The 24701-nt window shown below is 59.2% G+C and carries 25 protein-coding genes and 1 tRNA gene; 6 read left to right on the top strand and 20 right to left on the bottom strand.

Annotated elements, in window-relative coordinates; translation table 11 throughout:
• Positions 1-9: 9 nt before the first annotated feature.
• Together LHAB_RS00595 and LHAB_RS00590 are read right to left on the bottom strand one after the other, a co-directional pair.
• Positions 10-567 carry a hypothetical protein gene (locus tag LHAB_RS00595; protein ID WP_228763294.1) on the bottom strand — a complete coding sequence of 186 codons (558 nt, stop codon included), beginning with the start codon at positions 565-567 and terminating at the stop codon, positions 10-12.
• Positions 564-932, bottom strand: coding sequence for a helix-turn-helix domain-containing protein (locus LHAB_RS00590; RefSeq protein WP_090043452.1), 369 nt, complete (start codon positions 930-932; stop codon positions 564-566). Before LHAB_RS00590 ends, LHAB_RS00595 begins: the two co-directional genes overlap by 4 nt.
• A gap of 93 nt (positions 933-1025) precedes the next feature.
• Here LHAB_RS00590 and LHAB_RS00585 point away from each other — a divergent pair, with 93 nt between their 5' ends.
• Complete coding sequence (locus LHAB_RS00585) at positions 1026-1991, top strand: Gfo/Idh/MocA family protein (RefSeq protein WP_090043451.1); 966 nt, start codon at positions 1026-1028, stop codon at positions 1989-1991.
• Positions 1992-2043: 52 nt separating this feature from the next.
• Here LHAB_RS00585 and LHAB_RS00580 read toward each other — a convergent pair.
• From LHAB_RS00580 to ureA, 8 genes are all read right to left on the bottom strand, one after another.
• Positions 2044-2131 (bottom strand) — tRNA-Ser (locus LHAB_RS00580).
• Positions 2132-2200: 69 nt separating this feature from the next.
• Positions 2201-2869 carry an urease accessory protein UreG gene (ureG, locus tag LHAB_RS00575; RefSeq protein WP_090043450.1) on the bottom strand — a complete coding sequence of 223 codons (669 nt, stop codon included), beginning with the start codon at positions 2867-2869 and terminating at the stop codon, positions 2201-2203.
• Complete coding sequence (locus LHAB_RS00570) at positions 2866-3555, bottom strand: urease accessory protein UreF (protein WP_090043449.1); 690 nt, start codon at positions 3553-3555, stop codon at positions 2866-2868. The genes ureG and LHAB_RS00570 overlap by 4 nt, the downstream gene beginning before the upstream one ends.
• On the bottom strand, positions 3545-4222 hold the full coding sequence (ureE, locus tag LHAB_RS00565; protein WP_090043448.1) for an urease accessory protein UreE: 678 nt from the start codon (positions 4220-4222) through the stop codon (positions 3545-3547). Before ureE ends, LHAB_RS00570 begins: the two co-directional genes overlap by 11 nt.
• Positions 4222-5964: an urease subunit alpha gene (gene ureC, locus LHAB_RS00560; protein ID WP_090043447.1), complete on the bottom strand. Its 1743-nt coding sequence runs from the start codon at positions 5962-5964 to the stop codon at positions 4222-4224. The genes ureE and ureC overlap by 1 nt, the downstream gene beginning before the upstream one ends.
• Position 5965: 1 nt before the next feature.
• Positions 5966-6295, bottom strand: coding sequence for an urease subunit beta (locus LHAB_RS00555; protein WP_090043446.1), 330 nt, complete (start codon positions 6293-6295; stop codon positions 5966-5968).
• 7 nt (positions 6296-6302) lie between these two features.
• Complete coding sequence (locus LHAB_RS14565) at positions 6303-6467, bottom strand: hypothetical protein (protein WP_194943033.1); 165 nt, start codon at positions 6465-6467, stop codon at positions 6303-6305.
• Positions 6468-6486: 19 nt separating this feature from the next.
• A complete protein-coding gene (ureA, locus tag LHAB_RS00550; protein WP_090043445.1) occupies positions 6487-6789 on the bottom strand; it encodes an urease subunit gamma in 303 nt (100 codons plus the stop codon).
• Positions 6790-7006: 217 nt separating this feature from the next.
• Between ureA and urtA the strand changes: the two genes are divergently transcribed.
• The 5 genes from urtA (at position 7007) to urtE (ending at position 12857) form a co-directional block, all read left to right on the top strand.
• Positions 7007-8284 carry an urea ABC transporter substrate-binding protein gene (gene urtA, locus LHAB_RS00545; RefSeq protein ID WP_090043820.1) on the top strand — a complete coding sequence of 426 codons (1278 nt, stop codon included), beginning with the start codon at positions 7007-7009 and terminating at the stop codon, positions 8282-8284.
• Positions 8285-8357: 73 nt separating this feature from the next.
• The gene (gene urtB, locus LHAB_RS00540) at positions 8358-9941 is read left to right on the top strand and encodes an urea ABC transporter permease subunit UrtB (protein WP_090043444.1); all 1584 of its coding nucleotides are present in this window, start codon (positions 8358-8360) and stop codon (positions 9939-9941) included.
• A gap of 14 nt (positions 9942-9955) precedes the next feature.
• Positions 9956-11068: an urea ABC transporter permease subunit UrtC gene (gene urtC, locus LHAB_RS00535; RefSeq protein WP_090043443.1), complete on the top strand. Its 1113-nt coding sequence runs from the start codon at positions 9956-9958 to the stop codon at positions 11066-11068.
• A complete protein-coding gene (urtD, locus tag LHAB_RS00530) occupies positions 11065-11940 on the top strand; it encodes an urea ABC transporter ATP-binding protein UrtD (RefSeq protein ID WP_090043442.1) in 876 nt (291 codons plus the stop codon). Before urtC ends, urtD begins: the two co-directional genes overlap by 4 nt.
• 212 nt (positions 11941-12152) lie before the next feature.
• Positions 12153-12857, top strand: a complete 705-nt coding sequence (urtE, locus tag LHAB_RS00525) for an urea ABC transporter ATP-binding subunit UrtE (RefSeq protein ID WP_090043441.1) — start codon at positions 12153-12155, stop codon at positions 12855-12857.
• A 148-nt stretch (positions 12858-13005) separates the two neighbouring features.
• On the opposite strand, the gene LHAB_RS14830 is transcribed toward urtE, so the two are convergent.
• The 10 genes from LHAB_RS14830 to LHAB_RS00470 all read right to left on the bottom strand — a co-directional run bounded on the left by LHAB_RS14830 (position 13006) and on the right by LHAB_RS00470 (position 24701).
• Positions 13006-13095: a macro domain-containing protein gene (locus LHAB_RS14830; RefSeq protein WP_369814097.1), complete on the bottom strand. Its 90-nt coding sequence runs from the start codon at positions 13093-13095 to the stop codon at positions 13006-13008.
• Positions 13096-14033: 938 nt separating this feature from the next.
• Positions 14034-17681, bottom strand: coding sequence for a molybdopterin cofactor-binding domain-containing protein (locus LHAB_RS00510; RefSeq protein WP_090043438.1), 3648 nt, complete (start codon positions 17679-17681; stop codon positions 14034-14036).
• A complete protein-coding gene (locus LHAB_RS00505; protein ID WP_090043437.1) occupies positions 17678-18190 on the bottom strand; it encodes a (2Fe-2S)-binding protein in 513 nt (170 codons plus the stop codon). Before LHAB_RS00505 ends, LHAB_RS00510 begins: the two co-directional genes overlap by 4 nt.
• 9 nt (positions 18191-18199) lie before the next feature.
• Positions 18200-18643: a MarR family winged helix-turn-helix transcriptional regulator gene (locus tag LHAB_RS00500; protein ID WP_090043436.1), complete on the bottom strand. Its 444-nt coding sequence runs from the start codon at positions 18641-18643 to the stop codon at positions 18200-18202.
• 28 nt (positions 18644-18671) lie between these two features.
• Positions 18672-19421, bottom strand: coding sequence for an ABC transporter ATP-binding protein (locus tag LHAB_RS00495; RefSeq protein WP_090043435.1), 750 nt, complete (start codon positions 19419-19421; stop codon positions 18672-18674).
• Entirely contained in the window at positions 19418-20212 is a 795-nt protein-coding gene (locus LHAB_RS00490; RefSeq protein ID WP_090043434.1) for an ABC transporter ATP-binding protein, read from the bottom strand. Before LHAB_RS00490 ends, LHAB_RS00495 begins: the two co-directional genes overlap by 4 nt.
• Positions 20209-22104 carry an ABC transporter permease gene (locus LHAB_RS00485; protein WP_090043433.1) on the bottom strand — a complete coding sequence of 632 codons (1896 nt, stop codon included), beginning with the start codon at positions 22102-22104 and terminating at the stop codon, positions 20209-20211. Before LHAB_RS00485 ends, LHAB_RS00490 begins: the two co-directional genes overlap by 4 nt.
• A gap of 61 nt (positions 22105-22165) precedes the next feature.
• A complete protein-coding gene (locus tag LHAB_RS00480) occupies positions 22166-23344 on the bottom strand; it encodes an ABC transporter substrate-binding protein (protein WP_090043432.1) in 1179 nt (392 codons plus the stop codon).
• Positions 23345-23436: 92 nt separating this feature from the next.
• A complete protein-coding gene (locus LHAB_RS00475; RefSeq protein ID WP_090043431.1) occupies positions 23437-24021 on the bottom strand; it encodes an amino acid synthesis family protein in 585 nt (194 codons plus the stop codon).
• A 38-nt stretch (positions 24022-24059) separates the two neighbouring features.
• Positions 24060-24701 carry an amino acid synthesis family protein gene (locus tag LHAB_RS00470; protein WP_090043430.1) on the bottom strand — a complete coding sequence of 214 codons (642 nt, stop codon included), beginning with the start codon at positions 24699-24701 and terminating at the stop codon, positions 24060-24062.

The raw sequence follows: 24701 nt of genomic DNA, 5'->3' as shown, positions 1-24701 counted from the left end.
CGCAAGGCTTCAGTGCTTGACGCGTACCCGGTCCAGCACAAATTTGAAGCTGTAGAGCATCAACAAGGCACCCAAGACGTTGCCGAAAAACATCGGCCACACGTCCACCCAAAAGTTCATGTTGGGACGCTCCAACAGCCACCAAACGATTTGATGCGAAATGGCACTGGCCGCCGAAGACACCAGTGTGAGGTTCAACAGCTGCGTCGCGTTGAGTGCTTGCAGTTGCTGTCCCAGCCATTTTTGTTTGTGCAAATACTTCAGCACCAGCCAGGGCGTCAAGCCACCTGCAACGCCATTCATCAGACCCAATAGCGTGTTTTGCCCCTGGATCAATTCCCAATCGATGAACCAGCTGCCCAGCATCAAGCCCAGTGCACCCGGCAGGCCCAACACCAAAACCAAAATCACCCGAAAACCAGCAGGTAAAAACACCCAGTTGATGCCCTTGCTGTGTTCGAACATCGAAAACAGCCAATCGTTGAGCTGGAAGAATCCCGCAAACAAAACAGCGCTGAGCAAAGTCAGCGCTGTTTTCTCGAGGGCCTCTTGCGCCGTCATGTTCATGCGGGCATATCGGGGTGGGCCATTTGCATCGATTGGCCTAGGTTACTGAAGTACTCCAGCGTCCTTGGGGTCGGAATCAGGAATTTGGCCCGGCGATCGCCCTCCAGGTTCAAGGTGCTGAGCATGTCTTTTTCACGCAGGCGGGTGATGCGCTTGTGCAAGGTTGCTGGAGAGCCCAAATCGGCCAAGGCAATCGCCTCGCGCACCGTCATGGGCTGTTCTTCATACCAGCGCAGCACAACGGCTTGCAGCAAGGCTTTTTCATTGGCGTCCATCTCCATGCCATCGGGCAAGGCTTGAATGACTCTGGCCAACTGCAAAAAACGCAGATAAGCAGATACAAAAGGACTGTTGGTTTTTTCCATACATTGATTTTATCGAATTTTTCAAAAGGATAAGCAAAAGCCAAAGCCGAAGGGCTTATTGAATGGTTAAGCTTGCACGCCTAGGAGAGACACATGACACATCGGATGGCCATCATTGGGCTCGGCATCATGGGACGCCGCATGCTCGAAAACGCTTTGCAACACCCCGCTTTTGAGGTCTGTGGGGTCTGGGATCCCTCTGACGCCTCGGTGGCCAAAACCCTCGAGACCCTGCCCGGTGTGACCCTTGCCCCCAACGCGCAGGCGGCCATGGCCGGGGCCGATGTGGTCTACCTGGCCTGTCCACCCGGCCCGCGCAAGACCTATGCCTTGCAGGCCGCTGCGGCCGGGCAGGGCGTGTTCATGGAAAAACCCTTGGGCACCGACAACGCGCAGAGCCGTGATCTGGTCGCCCAACTGCGCCAAGCGCGGTTGCCGGGTGTGGTCAACTTCACCCAAGCCGCATCGCGGGGCTTTGAAGAACTGAACCGCGCCATCGCTGCGGGTGAGACGGGTGAGCTGTTGGGCATCGACATCGTGGTGAACTACCCGGCCTGGCCCCGCGCCTGGCAAAAAGACGCTGGCTGGTTGCGCTTGCGCGATGAGGGCGGCTACACCCGAGAAGTGATCTCGCATTTTCTGTTTTTGGCCGGACGATTTTTGGGGCCATTGACCTTGCAGCAGGCCTTGCCGCGCTACCCGAAAGACCCTGCTTTGTGCGAGCTGGACATGCTGGCACGCTTGACCAACGCAGACGGCAAGCCCGTGACCATCATGGCCACCACCGGCGGCCAGCAGCCTGACCGGCAAGAAGTCACGGTGCGGGGCAGCCGCATGAACTTCCAGTTCAGGGAGTTTTACCAACTGTGGCGCTCAGACGGCGGACCTTGGGTGGAGGCGTTGGACTGGCGCAACGAAGACCCGAGAACCAGCGCCCTGCAGCGCCAGTTGACTGAGGTGGATTTATGGCTGCGCGGCCAGTCGCACAAGCTTGCAACGGCTGAAGAAGCGCTGGCGGTGCAGGAATTGGTGGAGGCGATGCTGGTGGGTAAGAGCTGAAGTGTCTGCCCCATAAAAAAAAGCCCCGCGAGGGGCTTTTTGCGTTGTGTCTTGGCGGAAGCGGTGAGATTCGAACTCACGGACCCTTTCGAGTCGCCGGTTTTCAAGACCGGTGCAATCGACCACTCTGCCACGCTTCCTTGGGGCCAGATTGTAACGACTTCAAACTGGCCTCTTGTGGGGGACTCGACAAAAGAGAATGCTGGGCATCAAGCGGAAATCAACATGCCGCGTTTTTCGATGAAGGCCACCACTTCGGCCAGACCGTCCAAGGTTTTCAGGTTCGTCATGACCCAGGGGCGGGTCTCGCGGTTGGGGCGCATGCGGTTGGTGTCGTCGCGCATCACTTGCAAATCTGCGCCCACATGCGGGGCCAGATCTGTCTTGTTGATGACAAACAAATCGCTTTTGGTGATGCCAGGACCGCCTTTGCGCGGTATTTTTTCGCCAGCTGCCACGTCGATCACATAGATCGTCAGGTCACTCAGTTCGGGGCTGAAGGTGGCGGCCAGGTTGTCGCCGCCGCTTTCGATGAACACCACATCGGCGTTCGGAAATTTTTCGAGCATCCGGTCAATCGCTTCGAGGTTGATCGAGGCGTCTTCGCGGATGGCGGTGTGGGGGCAACCGCCGGTTTCCACACCCATGATGCGCTCGGCAGGCAGGGCGCCACTCACGGTGAGCAAGCGCTGGTCTTCCTTGGTGTAGATGTCGTTGGTGATGGCGATCAGGTCCCAGCGCTCGCGCATGTTTTTACACAGCATCTCCAGCAGCGTCGTTTTGCCAGAGCCCACGGGCCCGCCGATGCCCACGCGCAAGGGTGGGAGTTTTTGGGTGCGGTTGGGGATGTGGTGCAGGGCAGAAAAAGAGGTGCTCATGATCGGAAGATGCGGGAGTATTGGGTTTCGTGGCGGGATGACAAGATGGCCAGCATGGGACTGAAGGCTTGTCGGTCGATGTCGGACAAATTCATGGCGGTTTGCACTGCCAGAGGGATTTCGCGGGCCAGTCGTGCCAACATGCGCTGTCCGGCACTTTGCCCCAAGGGCACGGCTTTGAGGGCAGCTTGGGTCATGTTCTCGGCCCAACCGAAAGCGCAGGCTTGCAAGGCGTGATCTGGCGGCGCGTGTGCCAGCGACAAGGCCAGCGCAATGACCAAGGGATAGGTCGGGGGCAACAGCGCGCAGCATTGCAACTGGGCCTCGCTGGCTTGCTGGAGGTTGCGCAGCCAGTCGAGCAGGGAGCGGCCCATTTGCTCGGATTGCAAGCGCATCTCGGCGGTTTCTCGGGTGGTCGTGACCCAGTCGTTCAGCGCTTGCAGACGCTGGGTGTCCATGCATTGCCAAGCCGCAATGGCCTGAGCCATGACGGCCATGTCCCCGCGTGACTGAGTCAGGTGCAGTTGGTCCACCACCCAATCGGTGGCGCTGGCTTCGTTGTGCACCAGGCCTTGCTCGATGGCCGCTTCCAGTCCTTCTGAATAGGAGAAACCACCAATCGGCAGCGCTGGCGATGCGAGCCAGATCAGTTGCAGCAGACCCGATGCGGCAGTCTCAGTGCTCATGACCGCAACCGGGGCCGTGTATGTGGGGTTGCGCAGAAGCGGAGCGGATCGGGATGGCGATGCGCTTGCCTGCCATCGGCTTTGCTGCTGGTGCTGCATGTTCGTGCTGGCCATCCGGTCCATGCACATGGGGTTCGGCGTGGGGGGCGTGCGTGTGACCTGCAGGCCCCTGTTCATGGCTGTGTCCATGGGTGTGTCCGGCATGGCCGCCGTGGTCACCATACGCGCCACTTTCGGGCTCGAAGGGCTCTGCCACTTCCACCACCGTCATGTGCATGGCGCGCAGCATGTCGGCCAGCACATGGTCGGGCTCGATCTTCAGGTGGTCGGTTTGGAGCTCGATGGGCACATGGCGGTTGCCCAGATGGTAGGCGGCGCGGGTCAGGTCAAAGGGCGAGCCGTGTTCGGTGCAAGCGGTGATGCGCAGCACGGTTTGTGGCGCGGCTTGCACCCGCACAAGCGAGCCGTCTTCGGCCACCAGCACATCGCCGCCGCGCACCACTGTCCCGCGAGGTAAAAACACGCCCAGGGCTCGGCCTGTGCTGTCGGTCGCGTCAAAGCGGCTCTTTTGGCGGGTGTCCCAGTCCAGGGTGATGGTGCTGGCGCGTTGGACAAGCACGCGGGCCAGGCCGCGTCCTTGCGGCATGAGTTTGGAGCAGTGGAGCATCAGAACAAAAAGTAGCGTTGCGTCATGGGCAGGCTGCTGGCTGGTTCGCACACCAGCAGCTGGCCGTCGGCGCGCACCGCGTAGGTTTGTGCATCGACTTCCATGCGGGGCGCGTAGTCATTGTGAATCATGTCGCGCTTGCCCACTTGGCGGATGTTCTTCACGGCGGACAGGGTTTTTTGCAGGCCATAACGCGCACCAATGCCCGCTTGCAATCCGGCTTGCGACACAAAGGTCAGCGAGCCGCGCGACAGCGCTCCGCCAAAGCTGCCAAACATGGGGCGGTAGTGCACCGGTTGAGGGGTGGGGATGGACGCGTTCGGGTCCCCCATGGCGGCCAGTGCGATGAAGCCGCCCTTCATGACGATGGCGGGCTTGACGCCAAAGAAGGCCGGCTTCCAGATCACCAGATCGGCCCACTTGCCCACGTCGATGCTGCCCACTTCGTGGCTGATGCCGTGTGCGATGGCCGGGTTGATGGTGTATTTGGCGATGTAGCGTTTGACGCGGGCGTTGTCGTGGCGGTCGGTGTCGCCGGGCAGGCTACCGCGCTGCTGCTTCATTTTGTGCGCGGTTTGCCAAGTGCGGATGATCACTTCGCCCACCCGGCCCATGGCCTGGCTGTCGCTGCTCATCATGCTGATGGCGCCCAGGTCGTGCAGGATGTCCTCGGCCGCAATGGTTTCCTTGCGGATGCGGCTCTCGGCAAAGGCCAGGTCTTCGGCAATGGCCGGGTCCAGGTGGTGGCAGACCATCAGCATGTCCACATGCTCGTCGAGCGTGTTGATGGTGTAAGGGCGCGTGGGGTTGGTCGACGATGGCAACACATTGGCTTCGCCCACCACCTTCAAGATGTCGGGTGCATGCCCGCCGCCCGCGCCTTCGGTGTGGAAGGTGTGGATGGTGCGGCCCTTGAAGGCGGCCACGGTGTCTTCCACAAAGCCCGACTCGTTGAGCGTGTCGGTGTGGATCGCCACTTGCGTGTCGGTTTCTTCGGCCACGTTCAGGCAGTTGTCGATGGCCGCGGGTGTGGTGCCCCAGTCCTCGTGCAGCTTCATGCCGATCGCGCCCGCGCTGATCTGCTCGTGCAAGGAGGCCGGCAGGCTGGCGTTGCCTTTGCCCAGAAAGCCCAGGTTCATCGGGAAAGCGTCTGCCGCCTGCATCATGCGCTCGATGTTCCAAGGGCCGGGCGTGCAGGTGGTGGCGAAGGTGCCGGTGGCCGGGCCTGTGCCGCCGCCCAGCATGGTGGTCACGCCGCTGGCCAGCGCCTCGTCGATCTGTTGGGGCGCGATGAAGTGGATGTGCGAGTCGATGCCGCCTGCCGTGACGATCAGGCCTTCGCAACTGATGATCTCGGTGCCGGGCCCAATCACGATGTCTACCCCAGGCTGCGTATCGGGGTTGCCCGCTTTGCCAATCGCCGCGATGCGGTTGCCGCGCAGACCGATGTCGGCTTTGACGATGCCCCAGTGGTCGATGATGAGGGCGTTGGTCAGCACGCAGTCCATCGCGCCAGGCGCTTCCGGGCCCGAGCCGTAGGCGACGTTTGTTCGCTGTGATTGCGCCATGCCATCGCGGATGGTTTTGCCACCGCCGAATTTGACCTCTTCACCGTAGCCGCCAGCTTGCAGCGTGAAGTCTTTCTCCACTTCGATCAGCAGGCCTGTGTCGGCCAGGCGCACCCGGTCGCCCACGGTGGGGCCAAAGGTCTCGGCATAAGCGCGTTTGTCCATGTGGGCCATGTCATCCCCCTTTCGATGGGCTGGCGTCGAGTGGGCCTTGGGTGAGCCCCCGAAAGCCGAACACCAGGCGCTCACCTGCGTAGTCCACCAGCTCCACCGTGCGTTGCTGGCCTGGCTCAAAGCGCACCGCCATGCCCGAGGCGATGTTCAGGCGCATGCCGCGTGCGGCCACGCGGTCAAAGCTCAGGCCCGCATTGGTCTCGGCAAAGTGGTAGTGCGAGCCCACCTGAATGGGGCGGTCGCTGGCGTTTTGCACCACCAACGTGCAGGTGCGCCGGCCCACGTTCAGGGCGTGCTGGCCGGGGTCAATCAACAATTCACCGGGGATCATGCGGGCCTCACTTTTTGCCGAAGTAAACGGCCAAGGCCACCAAGGCGGCTGCGATCACAAAACCGAGCGCGTCGGTGGCATGCCAATGGGTGCTGTGGCCCAAGCCGTGACCCTCGTGTGCCACGGCGACAGTGGCCATGGCGGATGTGAGCATGCAGGCGATTGTTCTCATGAGGTTCTCCGGATTGGGGTCAGACGATGGGTTGGTGCACGGTCACCAATTTGGTGCCGTCTGGAAAGGTGGCTTCTATCTGGATGTCGGGGATCATGTCGGCGATCCCCTCCATCACGTCGGCGCGCGTCAAAACGGTGCGGCCTTCGCTCATGAGTTGGGCCACCGTCTTGCCGTCGCGTGCGCCCTCCATCACGGCCGCGCTGATCAGTGCGATGGCTTCGGGGTAATTGAGCTTGAGACCTCGGGCCTTGCGGCGCTCGGCCAAAAGGCCGGCTGTGAAGATCAGCAGCTTGTCTTTTTCGCGGGGGGTGAGTTCCATATTGGTGCGTGGTGAAGGGTTTGGTGCATCGAATGGGTCAATACAAGCAAAGAGTGTGCCCTATATAGGGAGCCGGCGAACACCATGGGGAACCCATGCCAACACTTGGTGCATCGGGCCTGGTTTTGGGCTGGCACGGTGATTGCAAGCGTTGGTGCAGCGCAGCAAATCTGCCTGTGCTTGAACAACTTACTTTCCAGATTGGAGTGATCTCATGATGAACCGCCGTGGCAACCTCAAAGCCCTTGCGTCCGCCGCCGCCCTTGTGGCTGGCAGCCTGAGCTTTGCAACCCAAGCCCAAGCGCAAGCGGGCAACACCATCAAAGTCGGCGTGCTGCACAGCTTGTCAGGCACCATGGCGATTTCCGAGACGGTGCTCAAAGACACGGTGCTCATGGCCATCGATGAGATCAACGCCAAGGGCGGTGTGCTGGGCAAAAAACTCGAGCCCGTGATCGTGGACCCGGCCTCCAACTGGCCTTTGTTCGCCGAGAAAACCAAACAACTGTTGGGCCAGGACAAAGTTTCGGTCATCTTCGGCTGCTGGACTTCGGTGTCGCGTAAATCGGTGCTGCCGGTGGTCGAAGAAATGAATGGCTTGCTGTTTTACCCAGTGCAGTACGAAGGTGAAGAACTGAGCAAAAACGTGTTCTACACCGGTGCGGCGCCCAACCAGCAAGCGATTCCTGCGGTGGACTACCTGATGAGCAAAGAAGGCGGCGGGGCCAAGCGTTGGGTCTTGCTGGGCACCGATTACGTGTACCCCCGCACCACCAACAAAATCTTGAGGGCTTACCTCAAAAGCAAAGGCGTGGCTGACAAAGACATCGATGAAAAATACACGCCGTTTGGTCACAGCGATTATCAAACCATCGTGGCCGATGTGAAGAAATTCTCTGCCGGTGGCAAGACCGCGGTGGTGTCGACCATCAACGGCGACTCCAACGTGCCGTTCTACAAGGAACTGGGCAACGCGGGCCTCAAAGCCAAAGACGTTCCCGTGGTGGCCTTCTCGGTGGGTGAAGAAGAGTTGCGCGGCGTGGACACCAAGCCTTTGGTGGGCCACTTGGCCGCATGGAACTACTTCATGAGCATCAAGAACCCGGCCAACGACGAGTTCACCAAGAAGTGGGCGGCTTATGCCAAGGCCAAAAACATTGCAGGCCACAAAGACAAGCCACTCACCAACGATCCGATGGAAGCGACGTACATCGGCATCAACATGTGGAAGCAGGCGGTTGAAAAAGCCAAGACCACCGACACCGACAAAGTGATCGCAGCGATGGCAGGTCAGACCTTCAAGGCGCCCAGCGGCATCACCAGCAAGATGGATGAGAAAAATCACCACCTGCACAAGTCGGTGTTCATTGGCGAGATCAAGGCCGACGGCCAGTTCAATGTGGTGTGGAAGACGCCTGGCCCGGTCAAAGCCAAGCCATGGAGTCCTTACATCCCCGGCAACGACAAAAAGCCTGACGAACCTGCCAAGAAGTGATCCTTCGATTGCGTCCATGAAAGAAAAGGGGAGGGCGCAGCCCCTCCCCTTTTGATTTGAAGAGATGAACACGATGAACAGATGGATCATGAAAGGCGCGTGGATAGCGAGCGTGCTGTGCGGCATGGCCACGGCACACGCTTTGACGGTGGACGATGCCCGTGGCATTGCGGTGGGCGACAGCGATGCGCGGGTCGCGGCTTTGAACAAAGCCGTGGCGCAAGGTGATGAAAAAACCGCGGCCTATTTACAGGCCTTGGCCGACGATGTCGTCAAAATCTCCAACGCTCAGGTTCTGGTGGTGCGCAATGGTCAGGGCACAGATCCCGTCACAGGGCAAACCGTGCCTGTGCCGCCAGATGCCGAAGAGGTGATGCTGAACAACCGCCTGCGGGGCGAGATCGACACGGCCCTGGCCGCTCTCAAGTTGTTCAGTGCGGATGTGAAGGTGCGCAGACAAGCTGCACTCTCGCTGCTCAAAGAGCCCGATGCCAGCCGCGCCCCCTTGCTGGAAAAAGCCTTGGCCGCTGAAAAAGATGCCGCTGTGCAAAGCCTGGTGCGCCAAGCCCGCGCAGCCGCTCTCCTGAGCAGCGAAGCACCCAATGACCGCTTGCTGGCCGCCCGCGAATTGGCTGGCAGCCAACAACCCGAAACCTTGCTCTTGCTCAACCAACAACTGGCCCAAGAGCAGGAGCCTTCGGTCAAGCAACAAATTCAAAACTCCTTGGCCGCCGTGCAGGGCAGCTTGCGCTGGGGTGAGCGCTTGGGCACCTTGTTCACCGGGGCCAGCTTGGGCTCGATCTTGCTGCTGGTGGCCCTGGGTCTGGCCATCACCTATGGCCTGATGGGCGTCATCAACATGGCGCACGGCGAGTTGATGATGATTGGCGCTTACGCCACATTTGTGGTGCAAGCCCTGTTTCGTGAGCACTGGCCACAGGCGTTTGATGCCTACCTTGTGGTGGCCATTCCAATCGCTTTCCTCACTTCGGCGCTGGTCGGTGCAGTCATGGAGCGCACCGTGATCCAGCACCTGTATGGCAGACCGCTCGAAACCTTGCTGGCCACTTGGGGCATCAGTTTGGTGCTGATGCAAGGGGTGCGCAGCCTTTTTGGCGCGCAAAACGTGGGTGTGGAAAACCCGTCGTGGATGAGCGGATCGCTGCAGTTGATGCCCAATTTGCAGCTGCCCTGGAACCGCGTGCTGATCATCGCATTTGCGGCCGCTGTGCTGATCGGCGTGGCACTTTTGATCAGCAAAACCCGGTTGGGTTTGTTCGTGCGCGGCGTCACGCAAAACCGCCCCATGGCCTCGTGCATGGGCGTCAACACCGCCCGCATCGACACCTATGCATTTGCATTGGGATCGGGCATCGCAGGACTGGCCGGTTGCGCACTGAGCCAAGTGGGCAATGTGGGCCCTGACTTGGGCCAGAGCTACATCGTGGATTCGTTCATGGTGGTGGTTTTGGGTGGCGTGGGGCAACTGGCGGGCACGGTGTACGCCGCTTTGGGCCTGGGCTTGGCCAACAAGCTGCTCGAAGGCTGGACCGGTGCGGTGCTGGCCAAAATTGCGGTGCTGGTGTTCATCATCGTCTTCATCCAGAAGCGCCCGCAAGGCATCTTCGCGATGAAGGGTCGCAGCGCCGAGGCGTGAACTGGAGCAGGAACATGAACGCATTCGAATTCCCCACACCCGCGCCTGTGCTCGGACGCAAAGCCTGGATTGTCTTTGGGCTGGCGTTGATCGTGGTGGGCATGGTGGCCCCGGTGCTCAACCTGCTGGTGCCCGAGGGCAGCCCCTTGCACCTGAGCGACTTTGCGGTGTCCTTGGTCGGCAAGATCATGTGTTTTGCCATTTGCGCTCTGGCCATGGATTTGATCTGGGGCTACACCGGTATTTTGTCACTGGGCCACGGTCTGTTTTTCGCCTTGGGCGGCTACGTCATGGGCATGTACCTCATGCGCCAGATCGGGCAAGACGGCAATTACAAAAGCGAGCTGCCGGATTTCATGGTCTTCCTGGACTGGAAAGAGCTGCCTTGGCATTGGGCCTTATCGGACAGTTTTGTGGCGACTCTGTTGTTGGTGGTGCTGGTGCCGGGCTTGATCGCCTTTGTCTTCGGCTACTTCGCGTTCCGTTCTCGCATCAAAGGGGTGTACTTTTCCATCATCACGCAGGCCATGACCTATGCGGCGATGCTCTTGTTCTTTCGCAACGAAACCGGCTTTGGTGGCAACAACGGCTTCACTGATTTCAAACGCATCCTGGACCTGCCGATCGCCACGCCCGGCATGCGCATGGTGCTGTTTGTGATGACCGGTTTGGCGCTGCTGGGTTTTTACCTGTTCTCGCGCTGGTTGGTGGGCAGCAAGTACGGCCGGGTGTTGATGGCGATTCGCGATGCCGAAACGCGGGTTATGTTTTCGGGTTACTCGCCGCTGCCTTACAAGCTGAGCATCTGGGTCATCTCGGCGGTGATGTGCGCCATTGCGGGCGCTTTGTATGTGCCGCAGGTGGGCATCATCAACCCCGGTGAAATGAGTGCGGCCAACTCGATCGAGATCGCGGTGTGGGCCGCTGTGGGCGGGCGCGGCACCTTGATCGGCCCCATCGTGGGTGCATTTTTGGTGAACGGGGCCAAGAGTTGGCTCACGGTGACCGCGCCTGAGTTTTGGTTGTACTTTTTGGGCGCGTTGTTCATTGGGGTGACGCTGTATTTGCCGAACGGCGTGATCGGCTTGTGGGCCAAATTGCGCAACAAGAAAGGCGGTACCGCATGACGCCCGATCTGCTCCAACAAGGCGCTGAGCGTGTAGCGAAGTCCGCGCAGCTGCGCACAGAGTCCACCGAGTCCGGTGGCCGCAGCGCAGGTTACGGCCGCGTGGTGCAAGACGCCAGCGAAGTCGATGTGACGCATGGCCGCATCCTGTACTTGGACGACGTGAGCGTGAGTTTTGACGGTTTCAAAGCCATCAACAAGCTGTCGCTCGACATCGCCCCCGGCGAGCTGCGCTGCATCATCGGCCCCAACGGTGCGGGCAAGACCACGATGATGGACATCATCACCGGCAAAACCCGGCCTGATGAGGGCACGGTGTTCTTTGGCAGCACCATCGATTTGCTGCGCCACAACGAGCCGGAGATTGCGCAGTTGGGCGTTGGGCGCAAGTTCCAAAAACCGACGGTGTTCGAACAACTGACCGTGTTTGAAAACCTCGAACTCGCGCTCAAGACCCACAAGGGTGTCAAAGCCTCGATGTTTTTCAAACTGGACTCTCGCCAAAGCGATTGCTTGGCCGAAGTGCTGCACACCATCCATTTGGCCGACAGTGTCAGCAAGCAGGCCGGTTTGCTCAGCCACGGTCAAAAACAGTGGCTGGAGATCGGCATGCTGCTGATGCAAGACCCCAAGCTCTTGCTGTTGGACGAACCCGTGGCGGGCATGACCGACTTTGAGACCGAGCGCACCGCCGAGTTGTTCCTCACGCTCAAAGGCCAACATTCGCTGATGGTGGTGGAGCACGACATGGGCTTCATACGGACCATCTCTGACATCGTCACCGTGCTGTGCGATGGCGCGGTGCTGGCCCAGGGCACGCTCGACCAGGTGCAGGCCGACGAGCGGGTGATCGAAGTTTATTTGGGACGCTGATGGATAGTTTGCGCACGTCAAAGGGGAGATGGCCGTGGCCAGGAACTTCCCGTCACTGCGAGGAGCGCAGCGACGAAGCAGTCCATGGATCGCTTCGTCCCTCGCGATGACAGCCAGTTGGCCGTCACTGCGAGCCAAGCGCGGTGTTCTATTGCTTGCGTCTTGCCGCTTAGTGGTGCGCACCATTCAACAGAGGGTTAAAGAGGGTTTAAATGCTTGAAGTTAAAAACATCCATCAGTATTACGGCGGCTCGCACATCCTGCGTGATGTCAGCCTGAGTGCCACACAAGGCCAGGTCACGGTGCTGCTGGGGCGCAACGGCGTGGGAAAAACCACCTTGCTCAAATCACTCATGGGGCTGGTGCCGATCAAAAGCGGCAGCGTGACACTGGGCGGCCAAGAATTGAGCAACGCCAAGCCCTACGAACGCGCCGCAGCGGGCGTGGGTTATGTGCCGCAAGGCCGTGAAATCTTCGCCCGCCTCACGGTGGAAGACAACCTGCGCATGGGCCTGGCCACCCAGCCGGGCGGCACGCCCATTCCACCCGAGTTGTTTGAGCTGTTCCCGGTCCTCAAGCTGATGCTGCAACGCCGGGGTGGTGATTTGTCAGGCGGTCAGCAACAGCAGTTGGCCATTGCACGCGCACTGGCGGCCAAACCGCGCTTGATGATTCTGGACGAACCCACCGAAGGCATCCAGCCCAGCATCATCAAGGACATCGGCCACGTGATCCGTCAACTGGCCGACGTGGGCCTGCAAGGCCAGCGCATGGCGGTGCTGCTGTGCGAGCAGTACTACGACTTTGCGCAAGAGCTGGCTGACCAGTACTTGGTCATGGAACGGGGCGAGGTGATTGCCAGGGGGCCGGGCAGTGAGATGAAGGAAAAGAACATTCAGCAGCTGGTGGCGATTTAAGCAGGCTGATTTTGAAGTTCTTATGGTGTAAGTCAGCTAGGCAGCTGTTGCGGTCGGTCAGGCTCTGCCGTGCAGTGACCGCTGTCTGGCCAATAGCAGTCATTCAGCTGTTGAACTGAACCGCGAGCGACGGCCAAGTTCAAGTTGTTCAGTACTGCTCAAGTTCCGGCCCGGCCGCAGTGTGGATGGCACCGGCAACACCAGATCCAAAGCGCAGGTTCGCGTTTGCTGAATTCACTAGGGCATCACGTCCGGCTGGCACCCGGCTCGGGATTGATCCGCGTGTTCCTGTCAGAAACGGACAACTGCTTTTACAACCCGGCCTCGGGGCTGTTCAGCACCGCCCCTGTTAATGATGGGGCACCGCTGGACCTCATCACACATCACTTGTCTGAGTTGAAGCAAAAGCTCAACAAGTTTGATGCTCAAAGGCGCGCGTACATCGCACGGTACAACCAGTTTTCTGCCGCGTTGTAAATCCGCTTGATCTTTCAACTGTCCTACTGCGAATGAGAGGCCCCTTCACGGGCAACTTTTACAAGCCGCAGGATGAGAAGCGCTCGGCCGTGATCCTGCCGCCTGATCGTTATCACGACTGCTTACGGATCAGCGGTCAGGTTAGTAGGGTGTTTTTGAGAGTGTGGGCTACCAAGTTGACGACAGACGCGTAACAAAGGTAAGCAGACAAGTAGACAATTACTTTTTGTCTGTTGAAGGCTACTTGAGGAGGATTAAAGTCTTTTCCAGGTGAGACGTGACTGACACTTTCAGGTCCATTGCGGTCTATGACCGTGATGATTGCGCACCCTGAATTCGCTATAAGCACCCGTGATGTTTTATCGTCGATAAAGGTCATAGTTCGTTGTTAAGCTTGGCTTTTTAGCGGATTGTGAGTTGCATCAAGCAGCTATCAAAGAGCACATGTTGTGTTGATAAATCTCCGCTGCGGAACGTCCCGGCCCTCGGGATGCATCGCTGGAGCCTTTGCGACCTCAAAAAGGCACGCGGTAGTCGATGTCAGTGGGACTACTTGACCATGACTGTTCTTAGCTGGGCGTCTCGTTTTAACTTGGTGCCGTAGTTGTCGGAGCCTGTTCAGATGCTGGCGTAAACCGCTCTCGGGCAAGCATTCGCCATCAGTGAGATTGAGGTGCATTGGGTTTTACGCAATCATGATCAGGGGCGCGTTTGAGCAGCCCGAGCGCGAGCGACAGCTTGGGGCAGATCGGTCCAGGGTGGCTGTTGGGGAGCAAACCGCTGGCGCATATAGCCAGCCAACTCCACGAGTTGGCGGTCATCAAAGGCATCTTTGAAGGCCGGCATAAAGCCAATGTCGGACGTGGCCGGGTCCTGGACACCTTCGAGGATGCTGCGCAGCAGGTTGTCGGGCCGCGCGCTGTGCAAGTTAGTGTTGAGTGCCAGCGGCACATTGACACCTAGAACACGTGGCCCTTCACCATCATGGTGGCAAGCAGCGCAAGCCTGCGTGAACATGCGCTGCGCTGAGCCTAGCAACTGCGGTGCGCCTGCGGCGGCAACGGCCACGGCCTGGCTAGCTGCCTGCTGTGCTTGTGCTGCGTTGGTGGGCTGCCCAAATGACGACAGATAGTGGGCCATCGCGCGCACGTCCGTCTCCGGCACGAATTGCAGATTACGCACCACATCAGCCATAGGCCCCCCCGCCATACCGTGCTCCGGGCTGTGGCCATGACGCAGATAACTGTAGAAGGCCTCCTCTGTCCAGGGCACTGGGCCTGGCTGGCGAGCAGTCAAGGAGGGCGCCTCCCAGCCTTTGACCATGGCACCGCCCAGGAAGGCCATGCCACCTTTTTCGGCCCCCAGAGCGTTGCGCTCGGTGTGGCAGGCGCTACAGTGCCCGACCCCGTTGACCAAGTACTCACCGCGCTGCCATAACGCTGAGCGTGTTGTCTCCGTGGTCTTTAGCGTGCCAGGCGTCAGGTACAAGGCGTTCCATCCGGCCAGCAGAGGTCGAGCATTGAAAGGGAACTTCAGCTGCGTGGCGGGCAAATCGGCGCGCACTGCTGGCTGGTTCATCAGGTAGGCGTAGAGCGCCATGAGGTCGTCATCGCCCATCCGGGTGAAAGAGGTATACGGGAAAGCCGGATAGAGGTGACGCCCATCGCGCGAGATACCTTCGCGCATGGCGCGTTGGAAGGCGCTAAAGGACCAAGCACCGATTCCTGTTTCCACGTCGGGTGTGATGTTCGTGCTGTGCACAGTACCAAACGGCGTTTCCATGGCCAACCCACCGGCCAGGGGCTGACGGGCATCCACCGTATGGCAGTGCATGCAGTTGCCCAGGGCTGCAAGCTGGCGACCTTTTTCGATGGTCTCTGCGGTGTACACCACTGCCGTGCTGGGTGCTACCGGAGCAATGGCCGAACGCCACCCAGCCAGACCTAGGAGCACGCCAACACCACCAGCCAATAGAGCACCAGCCTGTAACCAGCGGCTGCGTCGGCGCGGCCAAGGGGCATTGGCCGGCACCTCGGGCAAAGGTGCAGGTGCTGGGGGTTCTGGCGAGGGCAGGCGTTGCGGATTCAGTGCCTCACGCACAGCCTCGGCGGTGAATGGCGGTTGACGAAACCGAACGCCGGTGGCATCGAAGATGGCGTTGGCAATAGCAGCTGTGCCCGGCACCGAAGCCGACTCGCCAGCACCCAAAGGTGGCTGGTCGGCCCGGGGCATCTGCATGACCTCGATCACTGGGACCTCACGGAAGCTCAGGATGGGATAACTGCCCCACTCGCGAGTGGCCACGACCCCTGTATCTGGGTCTACGCGTACCTGTTCCTTGAGCGCGCGGCTGGTGGTCTGCAGCACATTGCCATGGATCTGATGTTCGACACCGGCGGGATTGATGGTGAGTCCTGCATCGTGGCCAACCACAACCCGTTTGACGTGCACTTCTCCCGTTTTCTGGTTCACGTCCACATCGGCCACCCAGGCCGCCAAGGCGGCACCGAAACCGGGCCATTTACTGTGCACATAACGTGCGTAAGCTACGCCCTGGCCATGCAGCCAGTCACCGCTGGCACCCTGCCCCTGTGGCTCTGTGTGGGCAATCCATCCAGCCCGCTTGGCCGTGGTCTCCAGCAGTTCACTGGCCCGCGGATCTTTGAGGTAACGCAGACGAAATTCCACCGGATCAATACCAGCGGCCACCGCCAGCTCGTCAATATAGGACTCATGCGCAAACGAGTTGGGCATGGCTGACACCCCTCGCAGCCAGGAGGCGCGCAAGATCGGCGGCATGTCGTTGATGGTTACACGCAGATTGGCGATGTCGTAGGGCGGCCTTGCAGTGCGGTCACCCATCTCGAAAGCCGTTGCTACCGGCTCAATCGTGCGAGTCAACAACAATGCCAGCGTGGGGGACGCATTCGAGGGGTAGGCACTTTGGAAATCGTAGGCGGCGATAACGCCTTCTGCAGTGATGCCGCCACGCACTTCCATGAGCTGGGCTGCTCCCTTAGGCTCCCACAAATGCTCCTGTTCGCGTGTGAGCTGAACGCGCACAGGAGCTGACACCGCACGCGACAGCAGAGCCGCATCAGCTGCCACATCGTCAGCGCAGTTGCGGCCATAACAACCGGCCGCTTCCATGCGGACCACATCGATTGATACATCCGCTACGCCCATCAGACGGGACAAGTCAGCCCTTAAGGCATGGGGGTTCTGGGTACCAGCGTATACCCGCAGCGCCGGCGCCCCACTCTCGCCCGCCCAATCGGCAACCGCACACGACGGTCCGATGGATGCGTGCATTTGGTAGGGCCAGACGTAACTTCGCTCCAGTACTTGGCTGGCAGCGGACAGCGCCTTTCCCACATCGCCCTCATCCACCAACTGGCGCTTTCGTGCTGGGTTGTCCCGCAGCGCCTGTGCCAGGTCGTCAAGCGGCGCCATGCCGGGCCAAGCTTTCCAGCGCACCTGTAGGCTGGCACAGGCTGCTTCAACTTGCTCTTCGCGTTCAGCGACGATGCCCACAAAGTCGCGAATCACTACCACTGCACGGATACCTGGAATGTGGGCGATGGAGTTTTCGTCGACCGATTCCAGCGTGTTACCAATGAAATCACCGTGGTCTGCGCCCGCGTAGGGCGGGCGCACCACACGCCCGTGCAACATGCCGGGAACCCGCATATCGTGCACGAACACGGCCTCACCAAAGGCCTTGGCAGGAATGTCCACACGCGGCTGGCTCTGGCCCACAACACGGTAATCTGCCACCGCCTTAACCGGGGTATCGAGGTCGAGCCGTAACTCTACGCGCCGTCCGCGAAGTAGTTCGCCATATTGCACGGCCTTGGCATTGTCACCCGCAGCCCGGACTTCGCCACTACCGACAGTGAGGTTTTCCACCGCCACGCCGAGATGCTGGGCGGCCTGATTTAGCAGCCAGGCACGCGCCTGCGCGGCGGCTTTGCGCAACGGCACAGCGTGAATCTGGATCGAAGCACTGGCGATGGTCGGGCCCTGATTTGGCGCTCGCCCGGTGTCGCCAAGCACCATGTCAACTTGCTCCATGGCAAGGTCGAGTTCCTCGGCCACGATCTGGCTCAGTGCTGTTTTTATGCCGGTGCCCAGGTCCACGTGGCCGTGCAATGCGAGTGCGCTGTTGTCGTCCCAAACCGAAAGAAGGACTTCTACGCCTTCGGCAGGGTTGCCGGCAACGATGGGTGGCTGGCCTGGCGCAGACGGTGGCGGTGGCGGTGGTTCGCGCGTGATAAGCAGCACACCGCTAGCGCTCAGAAAGTCGCTGCGCGTGCGCAACAGGTTCAATCGTTCGCTTCTGTTCATCTCTGGGCCATGTCGGAAGTTGTATTCGCCATCATGGCCACGGCGTGCTCAACCGCTGCCAAGATCTCGACGTGGGTACCGCAACGGCATAAATTGCCCGAGAGGGCATCACGCACGGCTTGCTGGCTAGGATGAGGGTTTTGGGCCAAGAGTGCGACGGTCGTCATGATCATCCCGTTCAAGCAATAACCACACTGCGCTGCTTGGGCCTGAATGAAGGCGCTTTGCACCAGATGCGGCCGCAGTCGATCACCTAAGCCCTCCAAGGTGGTGATGTCCCGTCCCTGAACTTTGGCTGCGGGAATAACACAGGCGCGGGCAGCCACACCATCAACATGCACCGTACAGGCACCACACTGGCCAAAACCACAGCCATATTTAGGGCCATTGAGACCCAGATCGTTTCGCAAGACCTGCAACAAGGTGGCAGAGCCACCCACAGTCAACCGGTGGTTTGCGCCATTGACCAAAAGTTCAATGGGGTGAGTAAATTGAGGAATTGCGGCCATGGCCGGACGTCAGGCAGCACCACTTATGCGGCGCAAGAGATCGGTTAACTGCTGGCGTTCGCTCGCGTTCAGATCGCCAAAGGTGAGCTCCGAAATCTGTTGCGCGTATGGCAGTGTGTCGGTGACTGCAGACTGACCCAACACACTCAGGGTGACGATGGCATGACGTTTGTCCCCAGGCTCGTGGGCTACATGCACAAGGTCTGTCCACTTGAGGCGCTCGACGATGCCACGCACGGTCGGCTCGTCCATAGCGGTCGCGTCCACGATATCGCGTATGGTCGCGCTTTGGTGGTCACGCACAGCGCATAGAACCACAAACTGAGCAGCACTGAGCTTGCTGGCAGGTACCACCGACTGAAAAATAGCGGTATGCCGCTGGTACGCCCGGCGCAACAGGTGGCCGACTTGATCGGTTACGCGATACTCGCCGGAGTTCGGGGGCCTGCTCATGGTTTTTGCTCCGTGGGGGTGAGGTGTCTCAGACACTGAGGTAGGCGCGGCGTATATCCTCAGCGCGGGACAACTCGGCGATCGTGCCTTCAAAACGGATTTGGCCTTTTTCAAGCACGTATGCTCGATCGGACACCAATTCGGCAAAGTGAAGGTTTTGCTCAGAAAGAAAAATGCTCACACCTTTGCTCTTGAGCTCCTGGATCATCTGGGCCATTTGCTCGACAATGACCGGCGCCACACCCTCCGACGGCTCATCGAGCAAGACTAGGAATGGGTTTCCCATAAGCGTGCGGGCCACAGTGAGCATCTGCTGCTCACCACCGCTCATGCTCCCACCAGGACGATCAGGCATTTCGCCAAGATTGGGAAACAGTTTGTACAGATCCTGTGGCGTCCATGTGGGTGCGGACCGACCATCGGGCCAACGGCGTGCTGGCTGGCGCCCCACCTCGAGGTTCTCGGTCACTGTCAGGTCGGTGAATACCCTTCGGTCTTCCGGCACAAAGCCCATCCCCAGCGAGGCGATCAGGTGTGGCTGCGCATCCGACACATCGTGGCCCATGAAACTAACCGTGCCCTTGCGTTTGTCCATCAGGCCCATGAGCGTCTTGAGTGTGGTGGACTTGCCAGCACCGTTTCGTCCCATGAGGGCCACCACTTCACCACGTCCGACTTGCAGGTTGATGTCATACAGGATCTGCGCCGCGCCGTACCAAGCCTTTAGGCCGTGAGCGTCCAGCAGTATTTCCGGGCTGATAACTTGGGGGGCTGTCATGCCGCTTGCTCCTGTTTCGCTTTGTCACTGCCACGGGCTTTCTCGAAAGTCTTGCCCGAGCCGAAATACACCTCTTGCACCTTCGGATGATCGCGGATCACGTGGGGCGGTCCTTCGGCGATCAGACGACCCCGCGCCAGAACCACCATGCGGTCGGCGTAGGCGAACACCACGTCCATACTGTGTTCGGTGAACAGCACGGCCAAGCCGCGCTCAATCACCAGTTTCTTGGTCAATGCCATCAGCTCGTTACGTTCCTTGGGTGCCATACCAGCGGTTGGCTCGTCCATCAGCAACAGCTTCGGGCTGTTGGCCATCGCCACTGCCAGCTCCACCCGCTTGACGTCACCGTAGGCCAGCACACTACAAGGTCGGTCGGCCTGTGAAGCCATACCCACCATGTCTAGCAAGTCCAGTGCATCACTGCGGCGGTGTTTTGCCGTCGCCGGCCACAAGGAAAAGAGCCGTCTGTCTTGAGACAACAAGGCCATCTGAACGTTTTCTACCACCGTCAGTGACGAGAAGGTAGCGGCGATCTGGAAGGTCCGTCCTACGCCCAAACGCCAGATTTCGCGGGGCTGTAAACCCACCAGTTCAGTTCCAGCAAATTGTATGGAACCACGATCGGCTTTGAGCTGGCCGTTGACCATGTTGAAAGTAGTGGACTTCCCTGCGCCATTAGGGCCTATAAGGGCCAGCAATTCACCGGCCTTTAGCTCGAAATTGATGCCGTCAACGGCCTTGACTCCACCAAAGGACTTGCCCAGGTTTTCGACTTTAAGAAGACTCATTGAGTTACCTCCGTTTTTGCTCGGCGAAGGTCCAGCAATTGCCGGAAGAAGCCAGCAATGCCTTGTGGGAATAAGAGCACCAAGATCAGGATCACCGCGCCTAACAAGGCACGCCAATATTCGGTAGTACGCGCCATAACGTCGTGTAGCCAGGTATAGCTGACCGCACCCACCACAGGTCCGGCAAGGGTCTGGATGCCCCCTAACAGGACCATCACCAGGCCATCCACTGAGCGGCTAACGTTCAGCGCTTCCGGCGAAATACTTCCCTTGGAAAAGGCGAACAGCGCACCGGCTACACCAGCAAACGCGCCCGCGATCACAAAGGCCATCCACTGCATTGCTTTGACGTTCATTCCGATGGCATCGGCTCGCAGGAAAGAGTCGCGTCCCGCCCGTAACGCATAGCCAAAGGGTGAGAACAACATGCGTCGCAAAGCCCACAATGAAACTGCCACCAGCACCAAGGTCAGGTAGTAATAAGCCGTTTTGTCGGACAGCCACTCAGCAGGCCATACACCGGTCAAACCATTGCTGCCGCCAGTGAATGCGTCCCACTGGTACACGCCGGCCCAAACAATCTGAGCAAAGGCCAGCGTCAGCATGGCCAGGTATACGCCCGAAAGCCGAACACTGAACCAGCCCACAATAATGGCTCCGAGCCCGGCCACCACAGGTGCCAGCACCAAGGCCATTTCCATGGACAAGCCCAGCTTGCGCACAACTAGCGCTGCTGCGTAGGCGCCTAGGCCGAAGTACGCGGCATGGCCAAAGGAATGCATCCCCGCAGGCCCCATGATGAAATGCAGACTAGCGGCGAACAGTGCGGCGATCAGAAGATCGATCACGAGCACGACCACATAAGGCGATCCGCTGGTGGCTTGAGGCAAAACCAACAGCACCAAGGTCAACATCGCAACGCCGGACATGAAGAGCTTGTCGGCAGGTCGTATGGGCATCTCTGCTTCGCCCATGACACGGGAAACAGATTGTTGCTTGCCCATCAGGCCCCAAGGCCGCACAACCAGCACCACCGCCATAACCACGAATTCGGCAACCAAGGTGAGCTTGGAGAAGGAAATTTCGATGCCAAACACCTCGATCAGACCTAGCCAGATACAGATGGCCTTAATCTCGGAGATCAGCAATGCGGCGATAAAGGCCCCAGTTATGGAGCCCATACCACCGACCACCACCACTACAAAGGCGGAGCCAATGATGTGCAGATCCATCTCCAGGTTTGCAGGTTCGCGCGGCAATTGCAACGCACCGCCTAACCCAGCCAGCATGGCACCTAGGGCGAATACCGCAGTGAACAGCCATGCCTGATTAACGCCCAAGGCACCCACCATTTCGCGGTCTTGGGTAGCAGCGCGTACCAAGGTACCCCAGCGAGTGCGCGTCAAAAGTGTCCACAGGAGGCCCAGCACGATGGGACCGACCACAATTAGAAACAGGTCATAAGTTGGGAACTGACGCCCGAGGATTTCTACAGATCCGGTCATGCCGGGAGCGCGCGGGCCAAGCAATTCCTCAGGGCCAAACAGCCACAAAACGCCATCCTTGATGACCAAGACCAAGGCAAAGGTAGCGAGCAATTGGAACAATTCTGGTGCGCGGTAGATGCGCCGCAGCAGCGTCATCTCCACGATAACCCCCAGCAGGCCCACGGTGATGGCTGCAATGGGCACGGCGAACCAGAAGCCCAGCCATTCCAGTTTGTCCACCAGCACGTAGGCTACATAAACACCCACCATGTAGAAGGAGCCGTGTGCGAAGTTCACGATCCGGGTGACACCAAAAATAAGTGACAACCCGGCCGCGACCAGAAACAGCGACGAAGCGCCAGCCAGTCCATTGAGCAACTGGACAACTAAGCCTGAGAAGTTCATAGCACCTCTGCAGAGTTCAACAATTCAGACATACAGCGCCTCGTTCGTTAAGTGCCTAATATCAGTCCGCAGGACGCATCTTCTTAACTTCTGCGGCTGAAGGTAAAAACTTGGCACCATCCATGTATCGCGAATTGACCATCACGCCCTTGCCGCCTTCATTTTTGGTGCGGCCCACATATGCACCCATGGTGGACTGATGATCTTCAGCGCGGTAAACGATGGGACCGAAGGGAGTCACGACATTCAGACCTCGGAAGGCTGTGATCATTTTTTCGGTGTCAGTCGATCCCGCCTTCTTCACACCTTCTACGATGGACTTGATGGACGAGTAGCCGACCACAGACCCCAGACGCGGATATTCCTTGAACTTGGCTTCGTACGAGCTGCGGAAGGCCTCATGCTCTGGCGTCTTGATGCTGTACCAGGGGTACCCAGTGACAAGCCAGCCGTCAGGTGCTTCGTCCTTGAGCGGGTCGAGATACTCTGGCTCGCCGGTCAGAAGACTGACCACGTCCTTGCCCTTGAACAGGCCGCGGGTGTTGCCCTCACGCACAAACTTGGCCAAGTCAGCACCAAAAAGTACGTTGAAAATGGCGTCGGGCTTGGCATCGGCCAAAGCTTGCACGACGCTGCCAGCATCTACCTTGCCCAAAGGAGGTGCCTGCTCCGCGACAAATTCCACATCAGGCTGCGCAGCCTTGAGCAGCTTCTTGAAGCTGGCGGCGGCCGACTGGCCGTATTCGTAGTTAGGATAAACGATGGCCCAGCGCTTTTTCTTCATAGCCGCCGCGTCGGGCATGAGCATGGCCACCTGCATGTAGGTGGAGGTACGCAGACGGAAGGTGTAACGGTTGCCGTTTTCCCACACGATTTTGTCAGTGAGCGGTTCACCAGCGAGGAAAAACACCTTTTTTTGCTTGGCGAAGTCTGTCAAAGCCAAGCCGATGTGAGAAAGGAATGAGCCTGTCAGCACATCAACACGCTCACGCGACAACAGTTCCTCTGCTGCACGCACGGCATCACCTGGGTTAGCGTTGTCGTCCCGGGTGATCAGCTCGATTTTGCGGCCCAGCACCCCGCCAGTCGCATTCACCTCGTCAACCGCCAGCTGCATGCCTTTTTTGTAGGGCTCCAAAAAGGCAGGTTGAGCCTTGTAGCTATTGACCTCACCGATTTTCAACACGCTCTGTGACTGTGCGCTCACCGCGACCAACAGGCCAGCTGCGCCCGCGATCATCGGCCGGATTTTTGCCTGGACATTTAACTTGAACATGGTCATTCCTTTCAGGGGGTTAAAGTACTTTCACGCTTACATCGGGCCGAAGCCCATCACCTCAAACCATCTAGGCCTTTGATCTCACTGGCCTGAAGGCCACCGATACGCGGCAAAGGACGCCCGCTGTCGGTGACTGCTACTGCAACAACAATTTCATTGGAGCGCGGCGCATCGCACACACGTGCTTCTATCGCGTCAAAGTGACTGCGCACAAATGCGGCGTCCTTGTGGCCCAGCGGCACGTCGATGGCTGTACCCATGCCACCGCGTTTCTTGCTGGATGGCACCAATGCAGCACCTTTTTCCACTGCCATGCGTAGCGGCGCGCCCAACTTAGGGTGCAGGATGGCGGCGGCATGCTCCAATTCACCCGCCTCACCCACAATGGCTGCCTTGCCGTAACTCTGAGCCTGACCCGGTGTGATACCCAGCGCTTGCACACACTTCTCGCCCAGCAATGCACCTAGTTCTTCGCCGATGGTGATCAGCGCGTCCAGGTTCTGCTCGTATCGACCCGCGTAAGGGTTTTCGATCACGGCCATCGCCACTGCACGGCGAGTAGGCGGATTCACGGCCTGGCCCATTTCGATGCGGATTTCGTCCACCTGGACAAGAAGTTTTCTGATCTTGGTTGTCATGGCATTCCTTATTTGATGCAATTAATCTTGGCCCCGCTTCAGCGCAGACCGTCCCATTTGGCAATATCGGCAGCCTTGAGCCCTCCCACACGAGCGTGCACGCGAGGTCCTGTAGACATGGCCAGCAGGAACACAACTTCGTCCGGAAATGGGGCTCCCGGCACGCGCGCTTCTATGGCATCGAAGTGGCTGCGAACGTAGCTGGCGTTGATGTGGGTCAGAGGTATGTCAAGGGTGCAACCGGGTGGGCCCACTTTTTTGGTGGACGGCACAATCGATATAGCGTTACCAGGCTGTCCTGTCTTATCTTGGCCTTTGCCCGCCATGTAGGCGACGCGGTCGCCGTCCCAGCCCAACAATTCACGCATGGCATATCCACCGGGCACGTGCCACAGCGCACCGTGCTCGAGCTCGCCAGCTTCACCCACGATGGCACCCTTGCCATAACCCTCGATCTGCTCACGCTGCACCGCCATAGCCGTGAGTAATTGGTGGGCCATCTGGGGGCCAACGGAGTTGAGCGCTTCCATCATGGGCAATATGTCATCCACGTATCGGCCGGCAAAGGGATTGGTCAAAACCGCAGCAATGAAGCCACGGCGCTGCGGCGTCGCAGCGACAGGACCAAATTCGTGAAATATGTCTTCAACATGGGTGTGAATTCTTCGTATCTCGATCAT

It is taken from the genome of Limnohabitans sp. 2KL-27 (genome assembly GCF_001269345.1).
In the GTDB taxonomy this organism is placed as follows: Bacteria; Pseudomonadota; Gammaproteobacteria; order Burkholderiales; family Burkholderiaceae_C; genus Limnohabitans_A.
This window is presented reverse-complemented; position numbering and strand designations above follow the sequence as displayed.

Excerpts from the sequence above, each read along its gene's own strand:
- LHAB_RS00595 (WP_228763294.1), bottom strand. The coding sequence starts at position 567 with ATGAACATGACGGCGCAAGAGGCCCTCGAGAAAACAGCGCTGACTTTG.
- LHAB_RS00590 (WP_090043452.1), bottom strand. The coding sequence starts at position 932 with ATGGAAAAAACCAACAGTCCTTTTGTATCTGCTTATCTGCGTTTTTTG.
- LHAB_RS00585 (WP_090043451.1), top strand. The coding sequence starts at position 1,026 with ATGACACATCGGATGGCCATCATTGGGCTCGGCATCATGGGACGCCGC.
- ureG (WP_090043450.1), bottom strand. The coding sequence starts at position 2,869 with ATGAGCACCTCTTTTTCTGCCCTGCACCACATCCCCAACCGCACCCAA.
- LHAB_RS00570 (WP_090043449.1), bottom strand. The coding sequence starts at position 3,555 with ATGAGCACTGAGACTGCCGCATCGGGTCTGCTGCAACTGATCTGGCTC.
- ureE (WP_090043448.1), bottom strand. The coding sequence starts at position 4,222 with ATGCTCCACTGCTCCAAACTCATGCCGCAAGGACGCGGCCTGGCCCGC.
- ureC (WP_090043447.1), bottom strand. The coding sequence starts at position 5,964 with ATGGCCCACATGGACAAACGCGCTTATGCCGAGACCTTTGGCCCCACC.
- LHAB_RS00555 (WP_090043446.1), bottom strand. The coding sequence starts at position 6,295 with ATGATCCCCGGTGAATTGTTGATTGACCCCGGCCAGCACGCCCTGAAC.
- LHAB_RS14565 (WP_194943033.1), bottom strand. The coding sequence starts at position 6,467 with ATGAGAACAATCGCCTGCATGCTCACATCCGCCATGGCCACTGTCGCC.
- ureA (WP_090043445.1), bottom strand. The coding sequence starts at position 6,789 with ATGGAACTCACCCCCCGCGAAAAAGACAAGCTGCTGATCTTCACAGCC.
- urtA (WP_090043820.1), top strand. The coding sequence starts at position 7,007 with ATGAACCGCCGTGGCAACCTCAAAGCCCTTGCGTCCGCCGCCGCCCTT.
- urtB (WP_090043444.1), top strand. The coding sequence starts at position 8,358 with ATGAACAGATGGATCATGAAAGGCGCGTGGATAGCGAGCGTGCTGTGC.
- urtC (WP_090043443.1), top strand. The coding sequence starts at position 9,956 with ATGAACGCATTCGAATTCCCCACACCCGCGCCTGTGCTCGGACGCAAA.
- urtD (WP_090043442.1), top strand. The coding sequence starts at position 11,065 with ATGACGCCCGATCTGCTCCAACAAGGCGCTGAGCGTGTAGCGAAGTCC.
- urtE (WP_090043441.1), top strand. The coding sequence starts at position 12,153 with ATGCTTGAAGTTAAAAACATCCATCAGTATTACGGCGGCTCGCACATC.
- LHAB_RS00510 (WP_090043438.1), bottom strand. The coding sequence starts at position 17,681 with ATGAACAGAAGCGAACGATTGAACCTGTTGCGCACGCGCAGCGACTTT.
- LHAB_RS00505 (WP_090043437.1), bottom strand. The coding sequence starts at position 18,190 with ATGGCCGCAATTCCTCAATTTACTCACCCCATTGAACTTTTGGTCAAT.
- LHAB_RS00500 (WP_090043436.1), bottom strand. The coding sequence starts at position 18,643 with ATGAGCAGGCCCCCGAACTCCGGCGAGTATCGCGTAACCGATCAAGTC.
- LHAB_RS00495 (WP_090043435.1), bottom strand. The coding sequence starts at position 19,421 with ATGACAGCCCCCCAAGTTATCAGCCCGGAAATACTGCTGGACGCTCAC.
- LHAB_RS00490 (WP_090043434.1), bottom strand. The coding sequence starts at position 20,212 with ATGAGTCTTCTTAAAGTCGAAAACCTGGGCAAGTCCTTTGGTGGAGTC.
- LHAB_RS00485 (WP_090043433.1), bottom strand. The coding sequence starts at position 22,104 with ATGAACTTCTCAGGCTTAGTTGTCCAGTTGCTCAATGGACTGGCTGGC.
- LHAB_RS00480 (WP_090043432.1), bottom strand. The coding sequence starts at position 23,344 with ATGATCGCGGGCGCAGCTGGCCTGTTGGTCGCGGTGAGCGCACAGTCA.
- LHAB_RS00475 (WP_090043431.1), bottom strand. The coding sequence starts at position 24,021 with ATGACAACCAAGATCAGAAAACTTCTTGTCCAGGTGGACGAAATCCGC.
- LHAB_RS00470 (WP_090043430.1), bottom strand. The coding sequence starts at position 24,701 with ATGATCGAGATACGAAGAATTCACACCCATGTTGAAGACATATTTCAC.